The sequence below is a fragment of the Streptomyces sp. P9-2 genome (assembly GCF_051903975.1).
GTDB classification, from domain to species: domain Bacteria; phylum Actinomycetota; class Actinomycetes; order Streptomycetales; family Streptomycetaceae; genus Streptomyces; species Streptomyces cellulosae.
Map to the genome: position 1 here is coordinate 3,482,731 of NZ_CP192633.1, position 16,733 is coordinate 3,499,463.

Genomic DNA, 16,733 nt, shown 5'->3' on the forward strand with positions numbered 1-16,733 from the left:
GAACACCGGGGGCCCCAGTCGCGGCCGGGGCCCCCGGATGTGGGACGTTGCCGGGATACGGGCTCGGGATCAGAGCGCCTGGCCCGCCGGCTTGACCATGCCGCGGACCGTGCGGCCCTTCACGAACTGGCCCATCGCGGTCATCTCCCACTCGCCGGAGAACTGCCGGATCAGCTTCGCCATCATCACGCCCGTCTGCGGCTCGGCGCTCGTGAGGTCGAAGCGGACCAGTTCCTCGCCGGTGGCCCCGTCCATGAGACGGCAGTACGCCTTGGCGACCTCCGTGAACTTCTGGCCGGAGAACGAGTTCACCGTGAAGACCAGGCCCGAGACCTCCATGGGGAGACGGCCCAGGTCGACGGTGATGACCTCGTCGTCACCCGCGCCCTCGCCCGTGAGGTTGTCACCGGAGTGCTGGATCGCGCCGCCGAGGATCTGCAGCTTGCCGAAGTAGCAGCTGTCGACGTGGTTGCGCTGCGGGCCGAAGGCGATGACCGACGCGTCCAGGTCGATATCCTTGCCGCGGTAGGCGGGCTCCCAGCCGAGGCCCATCTTCACCTGGGACAGCAGCGGGCGGCCGCCCTTCATCAGGGACACCGTCTGGTTCTTCTGGAGGCTGACGCGGCCCTTGTCCAGGTTGATCTTGCCGGCGCCGGGCGTGGCGGCGGGCGGGGCCGGGGGAGCCGCCGGGGCGGGCGGCGCCTGCGGGGCGGCGGCCGGGGGAGCGGGCGGCGCGGCCTGCGGGGCCGGCGGGGTCACCGGCTGCGCCGGGGCGGCCGGCTCCTCGACGGAGACGCCGAAGTCCGTGGCGATGCCGGCCAGGCCGTTCGCATAGCCCTGGCCGACCGCGCGGACCTTCCAGACGCCGTTGCGCAGGTAGATCTCGACGACCACCAGGGCCGTCTCCGAGCCGAGCCGCGGGGGAGTGAAGGTCGCCAGGACGGCGCCGGAGTCCGCGTCGCGGACCGTCGCGGTGGGCTCGATGCCCTGGAAGGTCTGGCCCGCCGCGTCGGGGCTCGCGGTCACGACGATCTTCTCGATGCCGGGCGGTACGGCCGCGGTGTCGACGGTGATCGCGTCGGGGGCCGTGCCGCCGCCGGAGCGGTAGGTCACGCCCGGGCCCGTGGGCTGGTTGTAGAAGATGAAGTCGTCGTCGGAGCGCACCTTGCCGTCGGCGGTGAGCAGCAGGCCCGATACGTCGAGCCGCACGGGCGCGGCGACGTCCACCGCCACGCGGGCGGTGGGAAGAGGGATGTTCGAGCCGGGGGTCATAGCTGTCATGCCGGGTGAACGAGCGAGGGTGTTTTACCGTTCCCTTACCCAGGGCCGAACGGTACGTCTTCTCGCCCCCCGCCGCCCTCACCCGTCCCACCCCGGGGGCTGCCGGCCCCGTCCCCCCCGCTTCGGCCCCGCACGGGCCTCGTCCTCGAACGCCGGACGGGCCGGGACGGTCAGCCCCGGTTGCGGGGGTGGGCGCGGGCCGTGCGTTCGTTGCCGCGCTTGTAGTCGCCGGTCCAGCGGGCCATGACGAGCTGGGGGTCGGCGGCGGTGACCTCGTCGAGGAAACGCGCGGCCCGGTCGCCCCGCAGGACGGTGGCGCGGCGGCCGTGGTGGGTGATGTGGACGGCGCCGTCGGGGTGCGCCTCGTACGCGAAGCCGGTCGGTCGGGCCATGCCGGCGATGGTACGGGGAGGGGGCGCGGGCTCCCAGGGAATTACCCCCCCCCCCCGGCGCCCGCGCCCCCTTCACACCGGACCGTCAGGGCTACGGCACCACCACGATCTTGCGGCCCACACCCTTCGCGAACTGGTCCAGCGCCTGCGGGTACTGGTCCAGCGGGAGGCGGTCGCTGATGAAGACGTCCGGGTCGAGGACGCCGTTCGCGAACAGCTCCGCCGCGCGCTCGTAGCTGTGCAGCACGGCCATCGAACCGGTGATGGTGATCTCCTGGTTGTAGATCCGGTACGGGTCGATCTCCACACGGGTCGCGTAGTCGGCGACGCCGAACTGGAGGAACGTGCCCGCCTTGGCGACCCGGCCGAGCCCGTCCTGGATGGCCGCCGCGTTGCCGGTCGCGTCGATGACCAGGTCCCAGCCCTGCGGCCGGTCCAGCTCGTCCGGGGTGGCCGCGGACGCGGAGACCCCCAGCTTGCGGGCGGTCTCCAGGCGCGCCGGGTTGAGGTCGACCATGTCGACGCTCGCCGCGCCGGTCCGCTTGGCCAGCTCCAGCATCATCAGGCCCATGGTCCCGGAGCCGTAGATCAGCACGTGCGCGCCGAGCCGCGACTGCAGCACGTCGTAGCCGCGGACCGCGCAGGACAGCGGCTCGACGAGCGCCGCGTCCTGGGTGCGGACGTGCTCGGGGAGCTTCACGCAGTTCGCCACCGGCGCGACCGCGTACTGCGCGGCGCCGCCCGCCGTGGTGACGCCGATCGCCGCCCACCGCTCGCACAGATTGTTGTGGCCGGTACGGCAGTAGCGGCACTCGTAGCAGTACAGGGAGGGGTCGACGGCGACCCGGTCGCCGAGGGCCACCTCGGTGACCTGGGAGCCCACGCCGACCACCTCGCCGGCGAACTCGTGTCCCGGCACGATCGGCAGCTTGGGCGCGAACTCCCCTTGGAGGATGTGCAGATCGGTCCCGCACAGCCCGCACGCGGCGACCTCGACGACGACGTCCCTCGGGCCCGGCGTCGGGTCCGGGACCTCGGTGACGACGGCCCTGCCCACGGACTCGATGACGGCGGCCTTCATTTCACGGCTCCCAACGACAGGCCCTGGACGAGTTTGTCCTGGGCGGCGAACCCCGCGGCGAGCACCGGCAGGGAGATGACGAGCGACGCGGCGCACACCTTCGCCAGGAACAGGCCCTGGCTGGTGATGAAGCCGGTCAGGAAGACGGGGGCGGTCTCGGCGACCACGCCCGTCAGGACCCGGGCGAACAGCAGCTCGTTCCAGCTGAAGATGAAGCAGATCAGCGCCGTCGCCGCGATGCCCGGGAGGGCGATCGGGGCGACCACCCGGGTCAGCACCGTCGGCAGCCGGGCGCCGTCGATCTGCGCGGCCTCGACGACCGCGACCGGGATCTCGGAGAGGAACGACTGCATCATCCACACCGCGATCGGCAGATTCATCGAGGTGTAGAGGATGACGAGCAGCCAGATGTTGTCGAGCATCCCGGCGTTCTTCGCGAACAGGTAGATCGGCAGCAGGCCGGCCACCACGGGCAGCATCTTGGTGGAGAGGAAGAAGAACAGGACGTCCGTCCACTTCTTCACCGGACGGATGGACAGGGCGTACGCCGCGGGCAGCGCCAGCACGAGCACCAGCAGCGTCGAGGTCACGGACGCGACCGTCGAGTTGATCAGGGCGGGCCAGGGGCTGGCGCCGCCGCCCGCGCCGAAGAACTCGCGGTAGCCGTCCAGGGTGAGGGCGGCGCCCCACGAGGGCGGGTTGGTGGCCGCGTCCGTCTCGGAGTGGAAGGACGTCAGCGCCATCCAGGCGATGGGCAGGAAGAACACGATGCCGGCCAGCCAGGCGACCAGGCCGAGACCCGCTCCGCCGCGGAACCGGCCGCGGGTGCGTACGGCGATGCTGCTCATGCGCGGGACACCTCCTCGCGGAACAGGGACGAGACCACGCGCAGGGCGAAGGTCGCGATGACGATGGAGCCGATGACGACCAGGACGCCGGCCGCCGAGGCGAGACCGTTCTCGTGCGCCTGGTAGAAGGTCTGGTAGACGGTGTAGGGCAGGTTGGCGGTGCCGAGACCGCCGGACGTGAGGGTGAACACCGCGTCGAAGTTCTGCACGATGTAGATCGAGCCGAGCAGCGCGCCCAGTTCGAGGTAGCGGCGCAGGTGCGGCAGCGTGATGTGCACGAAGATCTGCCAGTCGCTCGCGCCGTCGACGCGGGCCGCCTCCAGTTGCTGCGCGTCCCGGCTCTGCAGCCCGGCCAGCAGGATGAGCATCATGAACGGCGTCCACTGCCAGACCAGCGACGCCTGAACGGCGAGCAGCGGCGTGCCGGAGATCCAGTCGGGCTGGGGGCCGCCGACGTAATGCAGCAGGCCGTTGAGCAGGCCGTACTCCGGGTTGTACAGGACGTGCTTCCACAGCAGGGCGGCGGCGACGGGCACCACCAGGAACGGCGCGATGAGCAGGGTGCGCACGACGGCCCGCCCCCGGAACTTCCGGTCGAGCAGCAGCGCGAGCAGCAGGCCGATCACCAGGCTGGCGAGGACCACGCCCACGGTGAGCAGGACGGTCGTCCAGACGGACTTGCGCAGCGCCGGATCGGTCAGCACCTCTTGGTAGTTGGCGAATCCGGCGAAGTGACGGGCGTCGGGGTAGAGGGAGTTCCAGTCGAAGAAGGAGATCACCAGGGTCGCCACGAACGGCAGCTGGGTGACCACGATCATGAAGATCAGGGCGGGCAGCAGCGGGGCGCGGGTGGCCCAGGCGCGCAGCCGGGCGGAGGGCCGGCGGGGTGCGGCGGACGTCTGTGGTGCGGCCGCGGGGGCCGTGGTCGTGGCGGTCATCGTCCCTCGTACTCCTCGGCGATCTCTTCTGCGAGCTGCTGGGACTTCCTCAGAGCCGTGTCGACGGACTGCCGCCCGGCGATGGCCGCGCTGATCTCCTGGGAGACCTTGGTGCCGAGATCCGTGAACTCCGGGATGCCGACGAACTGGATGCCGGGTGCCGGACGGGGCTGGACGCCGGGGTCGTCGGGGCGGGCCTGCTCGATGGCCCGCTTGGTCATCTCCTGGAAGGCGGCGGCCTCCGCCCGGTAGGCGGGGTCGGCGTAGGTGGAGGCGCGCTTGCCCGCGGGGATGTTGGACCAGCCGACCTTCTCGCCGACGAGCTGCTCGTACTCCTTGCTGGACGCCCAGGAGACGAACTTCCAGGCGTTGTCCGGGTTGCGTGAGGCGTTCTGGATGCCCCACGCCCAGGTGTAGAGCCAGCCCGACGACTCCGTCCTCTCCACCGGCGCCGGCGCGTAGCCGATCTTCCCGGCGACGGGGGAGCCGTCGGCCTCCAGGGATCCTGCCGCGGACGTGGCGTCGTACCACATGGCGACCTTGCCCTGGGTGAGGTTGTTCAGGCACTCGGCGAAGCCGGCCTGGGGCGCTCCGGACTCGCCGTGCTCCCGCACCAGGTCCACGTAGAAGTTGACGGCCTGCTTCCACTCGGGGGAGTCGAGCCGGGCCTTCCAGTCCTTGTCGAACCAGGTGCCGCCGAAGGTGTTCACCACCGTGGTGAGCGGCGCCATGACCTCGCCCCAGCCGGGCAGTCCGCGCAGGCAGATGCCCTTCATGCCGGGGCGGGCCCCGTCGGCCTTCGCGGCCAGGTCGGCGACCTGCTGCCAGGTGGGCCGGGCGGGCATCGTCAGGCCCTTCTCCGCGAAGATGTCCTTCCGGTACATCAGGAACGACGACTCACCGTAGAACGGCTGGCCGTACAGCTTGCCGTCCTCCCCGGTGAGCGACTGCCGCATCGGCTTGAGAATGTCCTGCTGGTCGTACGCCCTGTCCTCCGCGACGTACGGGTCCATCTCCTTCAGCCAGCCGTTCTTGGCGTAGATGGGTATCTCGTAGTTCGACAGGGTGGCCACGTCGTACTGGCCGGCCTGGTTGGCGAAGTCCTGGCTGATCTTGTCGCGGACGTCGTTCTCCGGCAGCACGGTGAAGTTCACCTTGATGCCGGTCTCCTTGGTGAAGTGGGCGGCGGTCAGCTTCTGCAACTCGGCCATCTGCGAGTTGTTCACCATCAGGACGTTGATGGCGTCGCCGCCTGACCCGGCCCCGCCCGCTCCGACCCAGCAGCCGGAGAGCAGCGGGGCGATCAGCGTCCCTGCGGCGGCCGTGGCGAGTACGCCTCGTGGCCTCCGTCGGCTCTGGGTTCGCATGGATCGCTCCTGGACGTATAGGGAGACATCGGGCGTCACCTGGCATGGCTCGGCCCCGGGGGGACGTGGAAACGGTGTGCGGTTGGTGCGGTGCTGTGCGCGTGGCGCCGCGTGCTGTGCGCGCGGGTCAGACGCGGACGACCTGAGGCCCGAGGAGGGTGTAGCGGTGGGCCTCCGAGGCCGGGAGGAGGGTGCTCGTCACGATCGCCTCCAGCGCGCCGACCTCGGCGAACCGGCAGAAGCTGACCGCTCCGAACTTGGTGTGGACACCCGCGAACACCACACGGCGGGCGGCCCGCACCGCCTGCGCCTTGACCTCGCTGACCGCCGGGTCGGGCGTGGTCAGGCCGTGTTCGCGGGAAATCCCGTTGGCGCCGATGAACGCCAGGTCGATGACGAAGCCGGAGAGCATCTTCGTCGTCCAGTGGTCCACGGTGGCGAGCGTCCCGGAGCGGACGCGGCCGCCGAGCAGCAGGACGGACGCGTTGCCGTTCTGTGCGAGCGCGCCCGCGACCGGCAGGGAGGCGGTGACCACGGTGAGCGGCCGGTCGGCGGGCAGGGCCTCGGCGATGAGCTGCGGGGTGAAGCCCTCGTCGACGAAGACCGTCTCGGCGTCCCCGAGCAGTTCGGCCGCGGCGGCCGCGACCCTGCGCTTCTCGGGGACGTGGCTGGTGGCGCGGAAGGCGAGCGTCGTCTCGAAGCCGGCGCTCTCGACGGGGTAGGCGCCGCCGTGGGTACGGCGGACCAGGCCGTGGTCCTCCAGGGCGCGGAGGTCACGGCGGACGGTCTCCTTGGCCACGCCCAGCTCGGCGGCGAGCGCGGTCACGTCGACCGAGCCGGTGGCTCGGGCCACCCGCACGATCTCGCGTTGGCGCTCCTCGGCCGTTCTGTTGGCCATGGCCGGACCCCTGCTTTCTGTGCTGCCGCTGTGGTGCTTGGTCGTGCTTGGTTGCCCGTTCGGGCCTCTGCAGGACTTTGTACAGCGGGGGCGGTGTGCTGACCAGGTCTGTTGCGGGTTCGTTGGTGCCCGGTTGTGCCCGAGTGGGCGGGCGGGTGCCCGGCTCGGACCTGGGTGGGGGGTGAGAGCGGGCAGGGCGCGCGCCCGATTCCGGCACCGGGGGTGCCCGTTTGCCGCCCGCTCGCCCGGGCGGGGGTGCGTTTCGCGCCTTCAGGGGCGCGGGGAACTGCGGCATCGGCGCCCGGCGGGCCGCAGTCGGCGGACGGCCGGTCCCGGCGGACGGGGCGCCGTCAGACGCAGGGCGCGGGCCCGAGCGAGGTGCGCTGCGGAGGTGCGCGTGCGTGGGTGCGGGCGAGGCGCGCTGCAGAGGTGCCGCCGCGCCCACCCTCCCCCACTCCCGGGTTCGCTCGAGCGGGAGGTGCCCCCATCGCCCTGGGGGCACCTCCCAGGCCCTTGAGGCACTGGGGGAGGCGCGACTGCCCGCAGGCTGGGGGGCTCCCCCTTCGCAGCCGCTCGCGGCCGGCCGGCGGCGGGGGTGGCTGCCCAGGCGGTGGGATGGCCTTCGCCGGTGTGGATGGCTGAGCGCCCCCTCAGGGGCGCGGGGAACCGCGCGAACGGCCCGCGGCCGGCCGCACCCGGCGGACGGCAGGTGCCGGCGGACGGGGGGCCGTCAGTGCGGCCAGATCGGCGGGTTCGTCACGAAGGGGCCTCCCAGGTACGCGTGGGACGGGTCGGACGGAGACAGCTCGCCCTGTTCCGCCAGCAGCTTCTCCGCGAACACCTCCGAGTCGTCCCGCGGCTCGTACCCCAGCGCCCGCGCCGACCCCAGGTCCCACCACAACCGCGTGTTCGCGGAGGAGCCGTACACCACCGTGTGCCCCACCCCCTCCGCCGTCAGCGCCGCGTGGAACAGCCGCGCCCCGTCCGCCGGGCTCATCCACAGCGACAGCATCCGCACGCTCGTCGGCTCCGGGAAGCAGGACCCGATCCGCACGGAGACCGTCTCCACCCCGTGCTTGTCCCAGTACAGCTGCGCCAGATCCTCGCCGAAGCACTTGGACAGCCCGTAGAAGGTGTCCGGCCGGCGCGGGGTGTCGACGGGGATCAGGGGGGCGTCCCCCTGCGGGCGCGGGGTGTAGCCGACGGCGTGGTTGGAGGACGCGAACACGATCCGCCGCACGCCCTCCTCCCGGGCGGCCTCGTACAGGTTGTACGTCCCCTCGATGTTCGCCTTGAGGATCTTCTCGAAGGACGCCTCCAGCGAGATGCCCGCCAGGTGCACCACGGCATCGACCCCCCGCACCGCTTCCCGCACGGCGTCCCGGTCGCCCAGGTCGCCGACGATCGCGTCGGGGGCGCCCTCCGCCGGCCGCAGGTCGAACAGCCGCAGTTCGTACCCGTACTGCGGCAGCAGCTCCCGCATCAGCGTGCCGAGGCCGCCGGCGGCGCCGGTGAGCAGGACGGTGCGGGGAGCGGGCATCTGCGGTTCTCCTTGCGGCGCCGGCCGGAACGGAACAGAGCGAACGTGCAGGTGGACGCACGGCGTTCACGTGCGTGGACACGCTAAGGAGCCGGGACGTGACGCGTCAAGTATCCCCGCACCCGCCCAACCGCGTCAGCCACGCGCAGCGATCCGCTTGACCCGCCTCCCCGCCCCGCCTTAGCGTGGTCCTGTTCAGAAATATGGACGGCAATCAAGAATATGGACCACCTCGACCAGGGAGAGCTTGTGACGTCAGCCCCTCTCGCCGCGCGACTCAGTATCCCCAGCGGGCCGCTGTTCTTCCCGGTCACCGCCTACGGACCCGACGGCGCCGTCGACCCGGACACGTACCGGCTCCATGTGCGGCGCGGCGTCGAGTCCGGGGCCGCCGCCGTCTTCGCCTGCTGCGGCACGGGCGAGTTCCACGCGCTGACGCCCGAGGAGTTCGGGACCTGCGTGCGCGCGGCGGTGGAGGCGGCCGAGGGGCGCGTCCCGGTGGTCGCGGGCGCCGGTTACGGCACCGCCCTCGCCGTCCGCTACGCCCGCATCGCCGAGGACGCCGGCGCCGACGGGCTGCTCGCGATGCCGCCGTACCTGGTGAAGGCCGGGCAGGAGGGGCTGCTGCGGCACTACCGCGAGCTGGCCGCCGCGACCTCCCTGCCCGTGATCGTGTACCAGCGGGACAACGCCGTCTTCACCCCCGCGACCGTCGTCGAACTCGCCCGCACCGAGGGGATCGTGGGCCTCAAGGACGGCTACGGCGACCTCGACCTGATGCAGCGCACGGTCAGCGCCGTGCGCGCGGCGGGCGTCGAGGACTTCCTGTACTTCAACGGGCTGCCCACCGCCGAGCTGACCCAGCCCGCCTACCGCGGCCTCGGCGTCACCCTGTACTCGTCGGCGGTGTTCTGCTTCGTGCCGGAGATCGCCCTCGCCTGCCACACCGCCCTGCGCACGGGCGACGAGGCCACCGTGCAGCGTCTCGTCGACGGCTTCTACCGGCCGTTCGTCGAACTGCGCGACAAGGGGCAGGGGTACGCCGTGTCGCTGGTCAAGGCGGGGGTGCGGCTGCGCGGGCTGGACGTGGGGGAGGTCCGTCCCCCGCTGCACGAGCCGGCCGGGGATCATCTCAAGCAGCTCGCTCAGCTGATCGAGCGGGGACAGGCGCTGCTCGAGGAGGACATGTGAAGGCATCGGCGTTCGTCTACCCCTGGGACGTCAACGGGGACCCCGGGGCGCCCGCGCGCATCGCGGAGCTGGGCACCGAGCAGGTGACCCTCGCCGCGGCCTACCACTCCACCCGCGCGCTCACCCCCCGCCACACCCGGCACCGCGTGGTCACCGCCGAGTACGCGGCCGTGCTGTACCCGGTCGACGAGTCCCGCTGGTCCGGCCGCACCCTGCGTCCCCACCCGGCGGGCGACTGGGCGCCGGGGGACGCCTTCGGCGAGGCCGCCGCCGCGCTCACGGACGCGGGCCTGGAGGTGCACACGTGGGTGGTGCTCGCCCACAACTCCCGCCTGGGCACGGAGCATCCGGACACCTCCGTGGTCAACGCCTACGGCGACCGCTACCCGTGGGCGCCGTGCATCGCCCAGCCGGACACCCGCGCCTACCTGACGGACCTCGCCGCCGAGGCGGCCGTGCGTCCGGGGGCGCGCGGCACCGAACTGGAGTCGCTCGGCTGGTACGGGCTGGCCCATCTCCACGCCCACGACAAGACCGCCGGGGTCGCGCTCGGGGACGCCGGGCAGTACCTGATGTCCCTGTGCTTCTGCCCCGCCTGCCGGGACGGCTACGGGACGGAGGGCCTGGACGCGGACGAGCTCGCCGCCGCCGTACGGGATGCGCTGGACCCGGTGTGGCGGGGGGAGGCGCCGTCCGGGGGCGGCTGGACGGGCGTCGAGAAGCTGCTCGGCGACACCCGGGCGAACGCCACGCGCGCGTGGCGCGACCGCACGGCCCGCACCCTCCAGGAGGAGGCCGTGACCGCCGTGCGCCGGGCCGCCCCCGAGGGCTTCCAGGTGCTGCTGCACGCCGACCCGGTGTCCTACCACTGCGGCGCCAACGCCGGCGTCGACCCCGCGCACATCCTCTCCGTCGCCGACGGCGTGGTCGTCCCCTGCACCGGAGGCCCGGGTCGCATCAGCCCCTTCGCCCGCGGAGGCCGGGAGGGCGCCGTGCTCGCCGCCAACTTCACCGTCGTCTCCGGCATGGGCGGCAGCCCCGGCACCCTCGCGGCCGACGCGGCGGAGGCGCGTCGCCTGGGCGCGACCGAACTGCGGCTGTATCACGCGGGACTGGCGTCGGACGCCGATCTCGCCTCCGTACGGTCGGCACTGGCCGGCCTCTGACCGAGGAGCACCGCCGCCGTCACCCCCAGCGCCACCCCGAGGCCGGCCAACTGCGCGCGATGGTCGAGGAGTCCGACCAGTCCCGCGCCGGCCGCGAGGCCGATCACGTTCGGGGTGAACACCAGGGTGTCGGCAGTGGCGGTGACCCGGCCCAGCAGCGGGCCGGGCGTGCGCCGCTGCACCTCCGTGAGCACGGCGATCAGCGCGGCGGGCAGCCCTACGCCGACCGCCGCGGCGGACGCCCATGCCACCGGGTCGTACGGCACCGCGCGCAGCGCCACAGCGACGGCCAGCAGGCCGATGCCGTACGCGGCGAACCGCCGTGCGCCCAGGTGCCGCAGGACCGGGCCCGAGAGCAGCCCCACCGTCACCGACCCCGCGCCCTGCACGGCGTACAGCACGCCGGCGTACACGGGGGAGTGGCCCAGGTCCTCGACCACCGCGTACGTCAACGCCCCGCTCACCCCCGCGCACAGCATGGTGACCCCGCCCGCCAGGACCAGCGGACGCAGCACCGAATCCGCCCACAGGTGCCGGACGCCCTCGGCAATCGCGCTCCGGCCGCCCTCCCGCGCCGGCGCCGGCTGTTCCTCCCGTACCCGCAGTGACACGTACACCAGGGCCGCCGCCAGGAAGCTCGCCGCGTCCAGGACGGCGACACCCGGTCCGCCGTACGCCGTGTAGAGGCCCGCGCCCGCCAGCGGGGCGAGCAGTTTCATGCCCTCGTTGGCCGTCATCCGCAGACCGTTGAAGTCCCCCAGCAGGGAGCGGTCCACGGCGCCCGCGACCAGCGCCGACTCCGCCGCGTCGTGCACCGTGCCGGCCGCGCCGTACACGAACAGCACCGCGTAGAGCAGCCACAGCTCTCCCGGCGCGTCCACCGCGCACAGCGTGAGCAGCAAGGCCGCCATGCACAGGCTGAGCGCGACCAGCAGCGGCCGGCGCCGGTGGCGGTCGGCGAGCGTGCCCAGCACCGGGCCCGCCAGGGTCGGCAGCCACATGGCGAGCAGACACAGGGCCGCCAGCCCGTCCGAGCCGGTGAGGTCCTTGACCCACACCCCTGACGCCAGCCACAGCGCGGAGGTGCCGAACCCGGAGACCACCACCGCCGCCAGACACCGTCCCGCCGTACGGTCCCGCAGCACGCGGACCGCCGTCCATCTCGTCGTCATACCTGGTCATCGTGGTCCTAAGGCAGCGGTGACGGCATCGGGCGAATGCCCTGGTAAGGCGGACGGGGACGGATGCCGGACACGGTCGCCGATGAGTTCCGGAGCCGCGTCCGGTCACCCCTTCGTACGCCACCGTCTCCGGGAGCAGCCATGACCGACACGCCGATCGACCTCGGACCCCAGACCCGGATCGTCGCCAGCCTGGCCGACGGGGTGACCGACGCGCAGCTGGCGGACGCCACCCCGTGCCCGGCTTACGCGGTGCGCCACGTCCTGGGCCACCTCCTCGGACTGGCCGTCGCCTTCCGCGACGCGGGCCGCAAGGACCTGGGGGTCACCACGGACAGCGATCCGGGGGACGCCCTGCCGGACGTCGGCCCCGCATGGCGCGCCGAACTGCCCAAGGCGCTCGGTGAACTCGCCGAGGCCTGGCGGGACCCGGCGGCCTGGACCGGCATGACACGCGCCGGCGGCATCGACATGCCGGGCGAGGTCGGCGCCGCGGTCGCCCTCGACGAACTGGTCATCCACGGCTGGGACCTGGCCCGCGCGACCGGACAGCCGTACACGCCCGACCCCGCCGCGCTGGAGAGCGCCCACGCCTTCCTCCTGGCCGCCGCCGAGGAGGGCGACCGGGGCGAGGGCATCTTCGGACCCGTCGTCCCCGTCCCGGCCGACGCCCCGCTGCTGGACCGGACGCTCGGCCTCAGCGGACGCGACCCGCGCTGGACCCGGCCCGCGTGAACGAGGGGCCCGGACCGCGCGGAGGATGAGCAGGTCCGGGCCCGTGCAAACGGCTCCGGGAGCGGGCGGCGGACGCGACGCGAGGGCAGGGGCGTGTCCGAAGCCTGCCGGGTCAGGCGCCGAGTGCGTGGCCGGCCGTCGAGCCGACGTGCTCCGGGATCTCGTCGTGGCGATCGCCCACGGACGGTGTCCCGGTGGGCTCGAACACGAGGAGGGCGGCGCCGGACGGAGCGTACGGCTTGTGCTCCGTGCCTCGGGGGACGGTGAAGACCGTGCACCGCGGGAGCAGGACCGTGCGCTCCCCGTCGGGCTCGCGCAGAGAGATGTGCGGTTCGCCGTCGAGTACCAGGAAGAACTCGTCGGTGTCGTCGTGGGCGCCCCGCCCCCTTCGCCCGGCTTCCGGCGGCTGCGTCCCCTGCGCCCCGGCCGCGCCGCGTGAAGCTACCCCACGTTCCTTTGTCAGAAGCATTGACGAAACACCGGGCCGCTCCTACGGTCATCCGCGTCGTACTTCGTACGTCATATATGAGACGCGATACGCGAGATCCGATACGCGATCCGACGCGAGATCCGAGAGGCGCGCATGACCTCTGTGCCCACGCCGATCCCCTCCCGCACGCAGTACGTGCTGGAGGAGATCAAACGCCGCATCCTCACCGGCCGGCTGACGCCCGGCCAGGCCCTGGTCGAGACCGACCTCGCCGCGCAGTTCGGGGTGTCCAAGACCCCGGTGCGGGAGGCGCTCAAGACCCTGGCCGGCACCGGACTGGTGGTGATGAGCCAGTACAAGGGCGTCACGGTGCGCATGGTCGACGCGGACATGGCGCGCGAGGTCTACGACGTGCGGCTGCTGCTCGAACCGGAGGCGCTCAAGCGCGCCGTGCGCCGCGGCGCCTCCCTCGACGACGCCCGCGAGGCGCTCACCCGCGCCGACGGCGCCACCGACACCGCCGAACGCTCCCTCGCCAACCGGGAGTTCCACCGCGCCCTCTACCTGCCCTGCGGCAACCCGCTGCTCGGCCGGATGCTCGACGAGGTCCGCGACCAGGCCGCACTGGTCTCCGCGGTCGCCTGGGCCGCCGACCCCTCCTGGGAGCGTGAGGCCGACGAGCACCGCGTGATCCTCGACCTGGCCCTCGCCGGGGACGCGGACGGCGCCGCCCGCGCCCTGCACGCGCACATCGCGTCCTTCGTGCGACGCGCCTTCCCCGAGGCGGAGTTCGAGACGGAGTACGCGGCGGCGGAGGACACCCGGAAGGACGGCCAGGCATGACGACGACGTCTCCCACCCGGACGCGGGACACGCGCGTCGCCGGATCGTTCGACGCGCAGCGGGCGGCCCTGGCCGGCGTGGTGGCGATCCCCGTCACCCCGTTCGCCGAGGACGGCTCCGTCGCCCCGGACACCTACCGGGCGCTGCTGCGCCGCCTCCTCGACGGCGGCATCACCACGCTCACCCCCAACGGCAACACCGGCGAGTTCTACGCCCTCACCCCCGCCGAACGGCGCCTCGTCACCGAGCTGACCCTCGACGAGGCCGGCGACCGCGCCGCGATCCTCGTCGGCGTCGGCCACGACGTGCCCACCGCCGTCGCCTCCGCGCGGCACGCCCGCGACCTGGGCGCGCAGATGGTGATGGTGCACCAGCCCGTCCACCCGTACGTCTCGCAGAGCGGCTGGGTCGACTACCACCGGGCCATCGCCGAGTCGGTGCCCGAGCTGGGCGTCGTCCCCTACATCCGCAACGCGCAGCTCACCGGCGCCCGGCTCGCCGAACTCGCCGACGCCTGCCCCAACGTGGTCGGCGTGAAGTACGCGGTGCCGGACGCCGCCCGGTTCGCCGCCTTCGCACGGGACGCGGGACTGGAACGCTTCGTGTGGGTGGCGGGCCTCGCCGAGCCGTACGCCCCCTCCTACTTCTCGGCCGGGGCGACCGGCTTCACCTCGGGCCTGGTCAACGTCGCCCCCTCCGTGTCGCTGACGATGCTGGAGGCGCTGCGCTCCGGCGACTACCCGACCGCCATGAAGGTGTGGGAGCAGATCCGCCGCTTCGAGGAACTGCGCGCCGCCAACGGCTCCGCCAACAACGTCACCGTCGTCAAGGAGGCCCTCGCCTCCCTCGGTCTGTGCCGCCGCGAGGTCCGCCCGCCCAGCAGGCCGCTGCCCGAGAGCGAGCGCGCCGAGGTCGCCGCGATCGCCGCGGGGTGGTCGATATGAGCCCCCGCAAGTCACCCGAAGAGCTCCGCAGCCACCAGTGGTACGGCACGGACGGACTGCGCTCCTTCAGCCACCGCGCCCGCACCCGCCAGCTCGGCTACCTGCCCGAGGAACACCTGGGCAAGCCGGTCGTGGCGATCCTCAACACCTGGTCCGACATCAACCCCTGCCACGTCCATCTGCGCGACCGCGCGCAGGCCGTGAAGCGGGGCGTGTGGCAGGCGGGCGGCTTCCCGCTGGAGTTCCCGGTCTCCACCCTCAGCGAGACCTTCCAGAAGCCGACCCCCATGCTCTACCGCAACCTCCTCGCCCTGGAGACCGAGGAGCTGCTGCGCTCCTACCCGGTCGACGGGGCCGTGCTGATGGGCGGCTGCGACAAGTCCACGCCCGCCCTGCTGATGGGCGCCGCCAGCGCCGGACTGCCCGCCGTGTTCGTGCCCGCCGGTCCGATGCTGCCCGGGCACTGGCGCGGCGAGACCCTCGGCTCCGGCACCGACATGTGGAAGTACTGGGACGACAAGCGGGCCGGCGTCATCGGCGACTGCGAGATGCAGGAACTGGAGAGCGGCCTGGCCCGCTCGCCCGGCCACTGCATGACCATGGGCACCGCGTCGACCCTGACCGCCGCCGCCGAGGCGCTCGGCGTGACCGTGCCGGGCGCGTCCAGCATCCCGGCCGTCGACTCCGGGCACGACCGGATGGCGGCGAAGGCCGGCATGACGATCGTCGACCTCATCCACAAGGACCGCGGGATCGGTGACATCCTCACCGCGGAGGCCTTCGAGGACGCGGTGACGACCGTCCTGGGGCTCGGCGGCTCCACCAACGCGGTGATCCACCTCATCGCCATGGCCGGGCGCGCGGGCGTCAAGCTCACCCTCGACGACTTCGACCGCGTCGCCCGCACCGTCCCCGTGCTCGCCAACGTGCGGCCGGGCGGACAGAAGTACCTGATGGAGGACTTCCACTTCGCGGGCGGGCTGCCCGGGTTCCTCTCCCGGATCCCGGACCTGCTGCACCTGGACCGTCCCACCGTCTGCCACGACACCCTGCGTGACCAGCTCGCCGGCGCGCAGGTGCACGACGACGACGTCATCCGGCCCCGCGACAACCCGGTCGCGGCCGAGGGCGGGGTGGCCGTGCTGCGCGGCAACCTCTGTCCCGACGGCGCCGTCATCAAGCACATCGCCGCCGAACCGCACCTGCTGAAGCACACCGGTCCCGCCGTCGTCTTCGACGACTACAAGGAGATGCAGCGGACCGTCAACGACCCGGCGCTGAACATCACCGCGGACAGCGTGCTGGTGCTGCGCAACGCCGGACCCAAGGGCGGCCCGGGCATGCCCGAGTACGGCATGCTGCCGCTGCCCGACCACCTGCTCAAGCAGGGCGTGCGGGACATGGTCCGGATCTCCGACGCCCGCATGAGCGGCACCAGTTACGGCGCCTGCGTGCTGCACATCGCCCCCGAGTCGTACGTCGGCGGGCCGCTCGCGCTGGTGCGCACCGGCGACCTCATCACCCTCGACGTCGAGAACCGCACCCTCACCCTCGACGTGGACGACGAGGAGCTGAGCCGCCGCCGCGCGGAGTGGACGCCGCCGCCCGCGCGCTACGAACGCGGCTACGGCGCGCTCTACAACGACCAGATCACCCAGGCCGACACCGGCTGCGACTTCGAGTTCCTCGCCCGGCCGGGCGCCGTCCAGGACCCGTACGCGGGCTGACCCGCCCGCCCGGGCGGAACCGGCCCCCGCACACCCGTGCAGAAAGCGCTTCCTGTCAAGCGTCGCAAGGATCGATCACCGCCCCGACCCAGCACCGCCCCGACCGAGCACCGCCCCGACCGAGCACCGCTCCGAACCAGCACCGCCCCGACCCAGCGCCGCCCCGACCGA

The 16,733-nt window shown here is 72.8% G+C and carries 16 protein-coding genes; 6 read left to right on the forward strand and 10 right to left on the reverse strand.

Annotated elements, in window-relative coordinates; genetic code table 11:
• Positions 1 to 69 precede the first annotated feature (69 nt).
• The 8 genes from ACQY0Z_RS15925 to ACQY0Z_RS15960 all read right to left on the reverse strand — a co-directional run bounded on the left by ACQY0Z_RS15925 (position 70) and on the right by ACQY0Z_RS15960 (position 8,345).
• The gene (locus tag ACQY0Z_RS15925; RefSeq protein ID WP_189899725.1) at positions 70 to 1,272 is read right to left on the reverse strand and encodes a TerD family protein; all 1,203 of its coding nucleotides are present in this window, start codon (positions 1,270 to 1,272) and stop codon (positions 70 to 72) included.
• 179 nt (positions 1,273 to 1,451) lie between these two features.
• Positions 1,452 to 1,673, reverse strand: a complete 222-nt coding sequence (locus ACQY0Z_RS15930) for a hypothetical protein (protein ID WP_189899536.1) — start codon at positions 1,671 to 1,673, stop codon at positions 1,452 to 1,454.
• Positions 1,674 to 1,764: 91 nt separating this feature from the next.
• Entirely contained in the window at positions 1,765 to 2,754 is a 990-nt protein-coding gene (locus tag ACQY0Z_RS15935) for a zinc-dependent alcohol dehydrogenase family protein (protein ID WP_189899537.1), read from the reverse strand.
• A complete protein-coding gene (locus ACQY0Z_RS15940) occupies positions 2,751 to 3,602 on the reverse strand; it encodes a carbohydrate ABC transporter permease (RefSeq protein ID WP_254585935.1) in 852 nt (283 codons plus the stop codon). The genes ACQY0Z_RS15935 and ACQY0Z_RS15940 overlap by 4 nt, the downstream gene beginning before the upstream one ends.
• Positions 3,599 to 4,540, reverse strand: coding sequence for a carbohydrate ABC transporter permease (locus ACQY0Z_RS15945; protein WP_189899541.1), 942 nt, complete (start codon positions 4,538 to 4,540; stop codon positions 3,599 to 3,601). Before ACQY0Z_RS15945 ends, ACQY0Z_RS15940 begins: the two co-directional genes overlap by 4 nt.
• Entirely contained in the window at positions 4,537 to 5,907 is a 1,371-nt protein-coding gene (locus ACQY0Z_RS15950) for an ABC transporter substrate-binding protein (protein ID WP_189899543.1), read from the reverse strand. Before ACQY0Z_RS15950 ends, ACQY0Z_RS15945 begins: the two co-directional genes overlap by 4 nt.
• A 127-nt stretch (positions 5,908 to 6,034) precedes the next feature.
• Positions 6,035 to 6,805 carry a DeoR/GlpR family DNA-binding transcription regulator gene (locus ACQY0Z_RS15955; RefSeq protein WP_189899545.1) on the reverse strand — a complete coding sequence of 257 codons (771 nt, stop codon included), beginning with the start codon at positions 6,803 to 6,805 and terminating at the stop codon, positions 6,035 to 6,037.
• Positions 6,806 to 7,535: 730 nt separating this feature from the next.
• The gene (locus ACQY0Z_RS15960; RefSeq protein ID WP_439812435.1) at positions 7,536 to 8,345 is read right to left on the reverse strand and encodes an NAD-dependent epimerase/dehydratase family protein; all 810 of its coding nucleotides are present in this window, start codon (positions 8,343 to 8,345) and stop codon (positions 7,536 to 7,538) included.
• A gap of 249 nt (positions 8,346 to 8,594) precedes the next feature.
• Between ACQY0Z_RS15960 and ACQY0Z_RS15965 the strand changes: the two genes are divergently transcribed.
• Both ACQY0Z_RS15965 and ACQY0Z_RS15970 read left to right on the forward strand, forming a co-directional pair.
• A complete protein-coding gene (locus tag ACQY0Z_RS15965) occupies positions 8,595 to 9,536 on the forward strand; it encodes a 5-dehydro-4-deoxyglucarate dehydratase (protein WP_189899548.1) in 942 nt (313 codons plus the stop codon).
• Positions 9,533 to 10,702, forward strand: coding sequence for a hypothetical protein (locus tag ACQY0Z_RS15970; protein WP_439812436.1), 1,170 nt, complete (start codon positions 9,533 to 9,535; stop codon positions 10,700 to 10,702). Before ACQY0Z_RS15965 ends, ACQY0Z_RS15970 begins: the two co-directional genes overlap by 4 nt.
• Here ACQY0Z_RS15970 and ACQY0Z_RS15975 read toward each other — a convergent pair.
• Positions 10,639 to 11,874 carry an MFS transporter gene (locus ACQY0Z_RS15975; protein ID WP_439812437.1) on the reverse strand — a complete coding sequence of 412 codons (1,236 nt, stop codon included), beginning with the start codon at positions 11,872 to 11,874 and terminating at the stop codon, positions 10,639 to 10,641. The two genes, ACQY0Z_RS15970 and ACQY0Z_RS15975, sit on opposite strands and share 64 nt — an antisense overlap.
• Positions 11,875 to 12,024: 150 nt before the next feature.
• Here ACQY0Z_RS15975 and ACQY0Z_RS15980 point away from each other — a divergent pair, with 150 nt between their 5' ends.
• The gene (locus ACQY0Z_RS15980) at positions 12,025 to 12,618 is read left to right on the forward strand and encodes a TIGR03086 family metal-binding protein (protein WP_189899554.1); all 594 of its coding nucleotides are present in this window, start codon (positions 12,025 to 12,027) and stop codon (positions 12,616 to 12,618) included.
• A gap of 112 nt (positions 12,619 to 12,730) precedes the next feature.
• On the opposite strand, the gene ACQY0Z_RS15985 is transcribed toward ACQY0Z_RS15980, so the two are convergent.
• A complete protein-coding gene (locus tag ACQY0Z_RS15985; RefSeq protein ID WP_439812438.1) occupies positions 12,731 to 13,087 on the reverse strand; it encodes a cupin domain-containing protein in 357 nt (118 codons plus the stop codon).
• A 114-nt stretch (positions 13,088 to 13,201) separates the two neighbouring features.
• Here ACQY0Z_RS15985 and ACQY0Z_RS15990 point away from each other — a divergent pair, with 114 nt between their 5' ends.
• The 3 genes from ACQY0Z_RS15990 to araD are packed head-to-tail and all read left to right on the forward strand — an operon-like array spanning position 13,202 to position 16,562.
• Positions 13,202 to 13,891, forward strand: a complete 690-nt coding sequence (locus tag ACQY0Z_RS15990) for a GntR family transcriptional regulator (protein ID WP_347225552.1) — start codon at positions 13,202 to 13,204, stop codon at positions 13,889 to 13,891.
• Positions 13,888 to 14,835, forward strand: coding sequence for a dihydrodipicolinate synthase family protein (locus ACQY0Z_RS15995; protein WP_439812439.1), 948 nt, complete (start codon positions 13,888 to 13,890; stop codon positions 14,833 to 14,835). The genes ACQY0Z_RS15990 and ACQY0Z_RS15995 overlap by 4 nt, the downstream gene beginning before the upstream one ends.
• Positions 14,832 to 16,562 carry an L-arabinonate dehydratase gene (gene araD, locus ACQY0Z_RS16000; RefSeq protein ID WP_381726046.1) on the forward strand — a complete coding sequence of 577 codons (1,731 nt, stop codon included), beginning with the start codon at positions 14,832 to 14,834 and terminating at the stop codon, positions 16,560 to 16,562. The genes ACQY0Z_RS15995 and araD overlap by 4 nt, the downstream gene beginning before the upstream one ends.
• The last annotated feature ends 171 nt before the right edge of the window (positions 16,563 to 16,733 follow it).

Bases quoted from the DNA above. Each gene is read 5' to 3' on its own strand.
- ACQY0Z_RS15940 (WP_254585935.1), bottom strand. From the start codon at position 3,602: ATGAGCAGCATCGCCGTACGCACCCGCGGCCGGTTCCGCGGCGGAGCG.
- ACQY0Z_RS15950 (WP_189899543.1), bottom strand. From the start codon at position 5,907: ATGCGAACCCAGAGCCGACGGAGGCCACGAGGCGTACTCGCCACGGCC.
- ACQY0Z_RS15930 (WP_189899536.1), bottom strand. From the start codon at position 1,673: ATGGCCCGACCGACCGGCTTCGCGTACGAGGCGCACCCCGACGGCGCC.
- ACQY0Z_RS15945 (WP_189899541.1), bottom strand. From the start codon at position 4,540: ATGACCGCCACGACCACGGCCCCCGCGGCCGCACCACAGACGTCCGCC.
- ACQY0Z_RS15955 (WP_189899545.1), bottom strand. From the start codon at position 6,805: ATGGCCAACAGAACGGCCGAGGAGCGCCAACGCGAGATCGTGCGGGTG.
- ACQY0Z_RS15980 (WP_189899554.1), top strand. From the start codon at position 12,025: ATGACCGACACGCCGATCGACCTCGGACCCCAGACCCGGATCGTCGCC.
- ACQY0Z_RS15995 (WP_439812439.1), top strand. From the start codon at position 13,888: ATGACGACGACGTCTCCCACCCGGACGCGGGACACGCGCGTCGCCGGA.
- ACQY0Z_RS15960 (WP_439812435.1), bottom strand. From the start codon at position 8,345: ATGCCCGCTCCCCGCACCGTCCTGCTCACCGGCGCCGCCGGCGGCCTC.
- ACQY0Z_RS15935 (WP_189899537.1), bottom strand. From the start codon at position 2,754: ATGAAGGCCGCCGTCATCGAGTCCGTGGGCAGGGCCGTCGTCACCGAG.
- araD (WP_381726046.1), top strand. From the start codon at position 14,832: ATGAGCCCCCGCAAGTCACCCGAAGAGCTCCGCAGCCACCAGTGGTAC.
- ACQY0Z_RS15985 (WP_439812438.1), bottom strand. From the start codon at position 13,087: ATGCTTCTGACAAAGGAACGTGGGGTAGCTTCACGCGGCGCGGCCGGG.
- ACQY0Z_RS15990 (WP_347225552.1), top strand. From the start codon at position 13,202: ATGACCTCTGTGCCCACGCCGATCCCCTCCCGCACGCAGTACGTGCTG.
- ACQY0Z_RS15925 (WP_189899725.1), bottom strand. From the start codon at position 1,272: ATGACCCCCGGCTCGAACATCCCTCTTCCCACCGCCCGCGTGGCGGTG.
- ACQY0Z_RS15975 (WP_439812437.1), bottom strand. From the start codon at position 11,874: ATGACGACGAGATGGACGGCGGTCCGCGTGCTGCGGGACCGTACGGCG.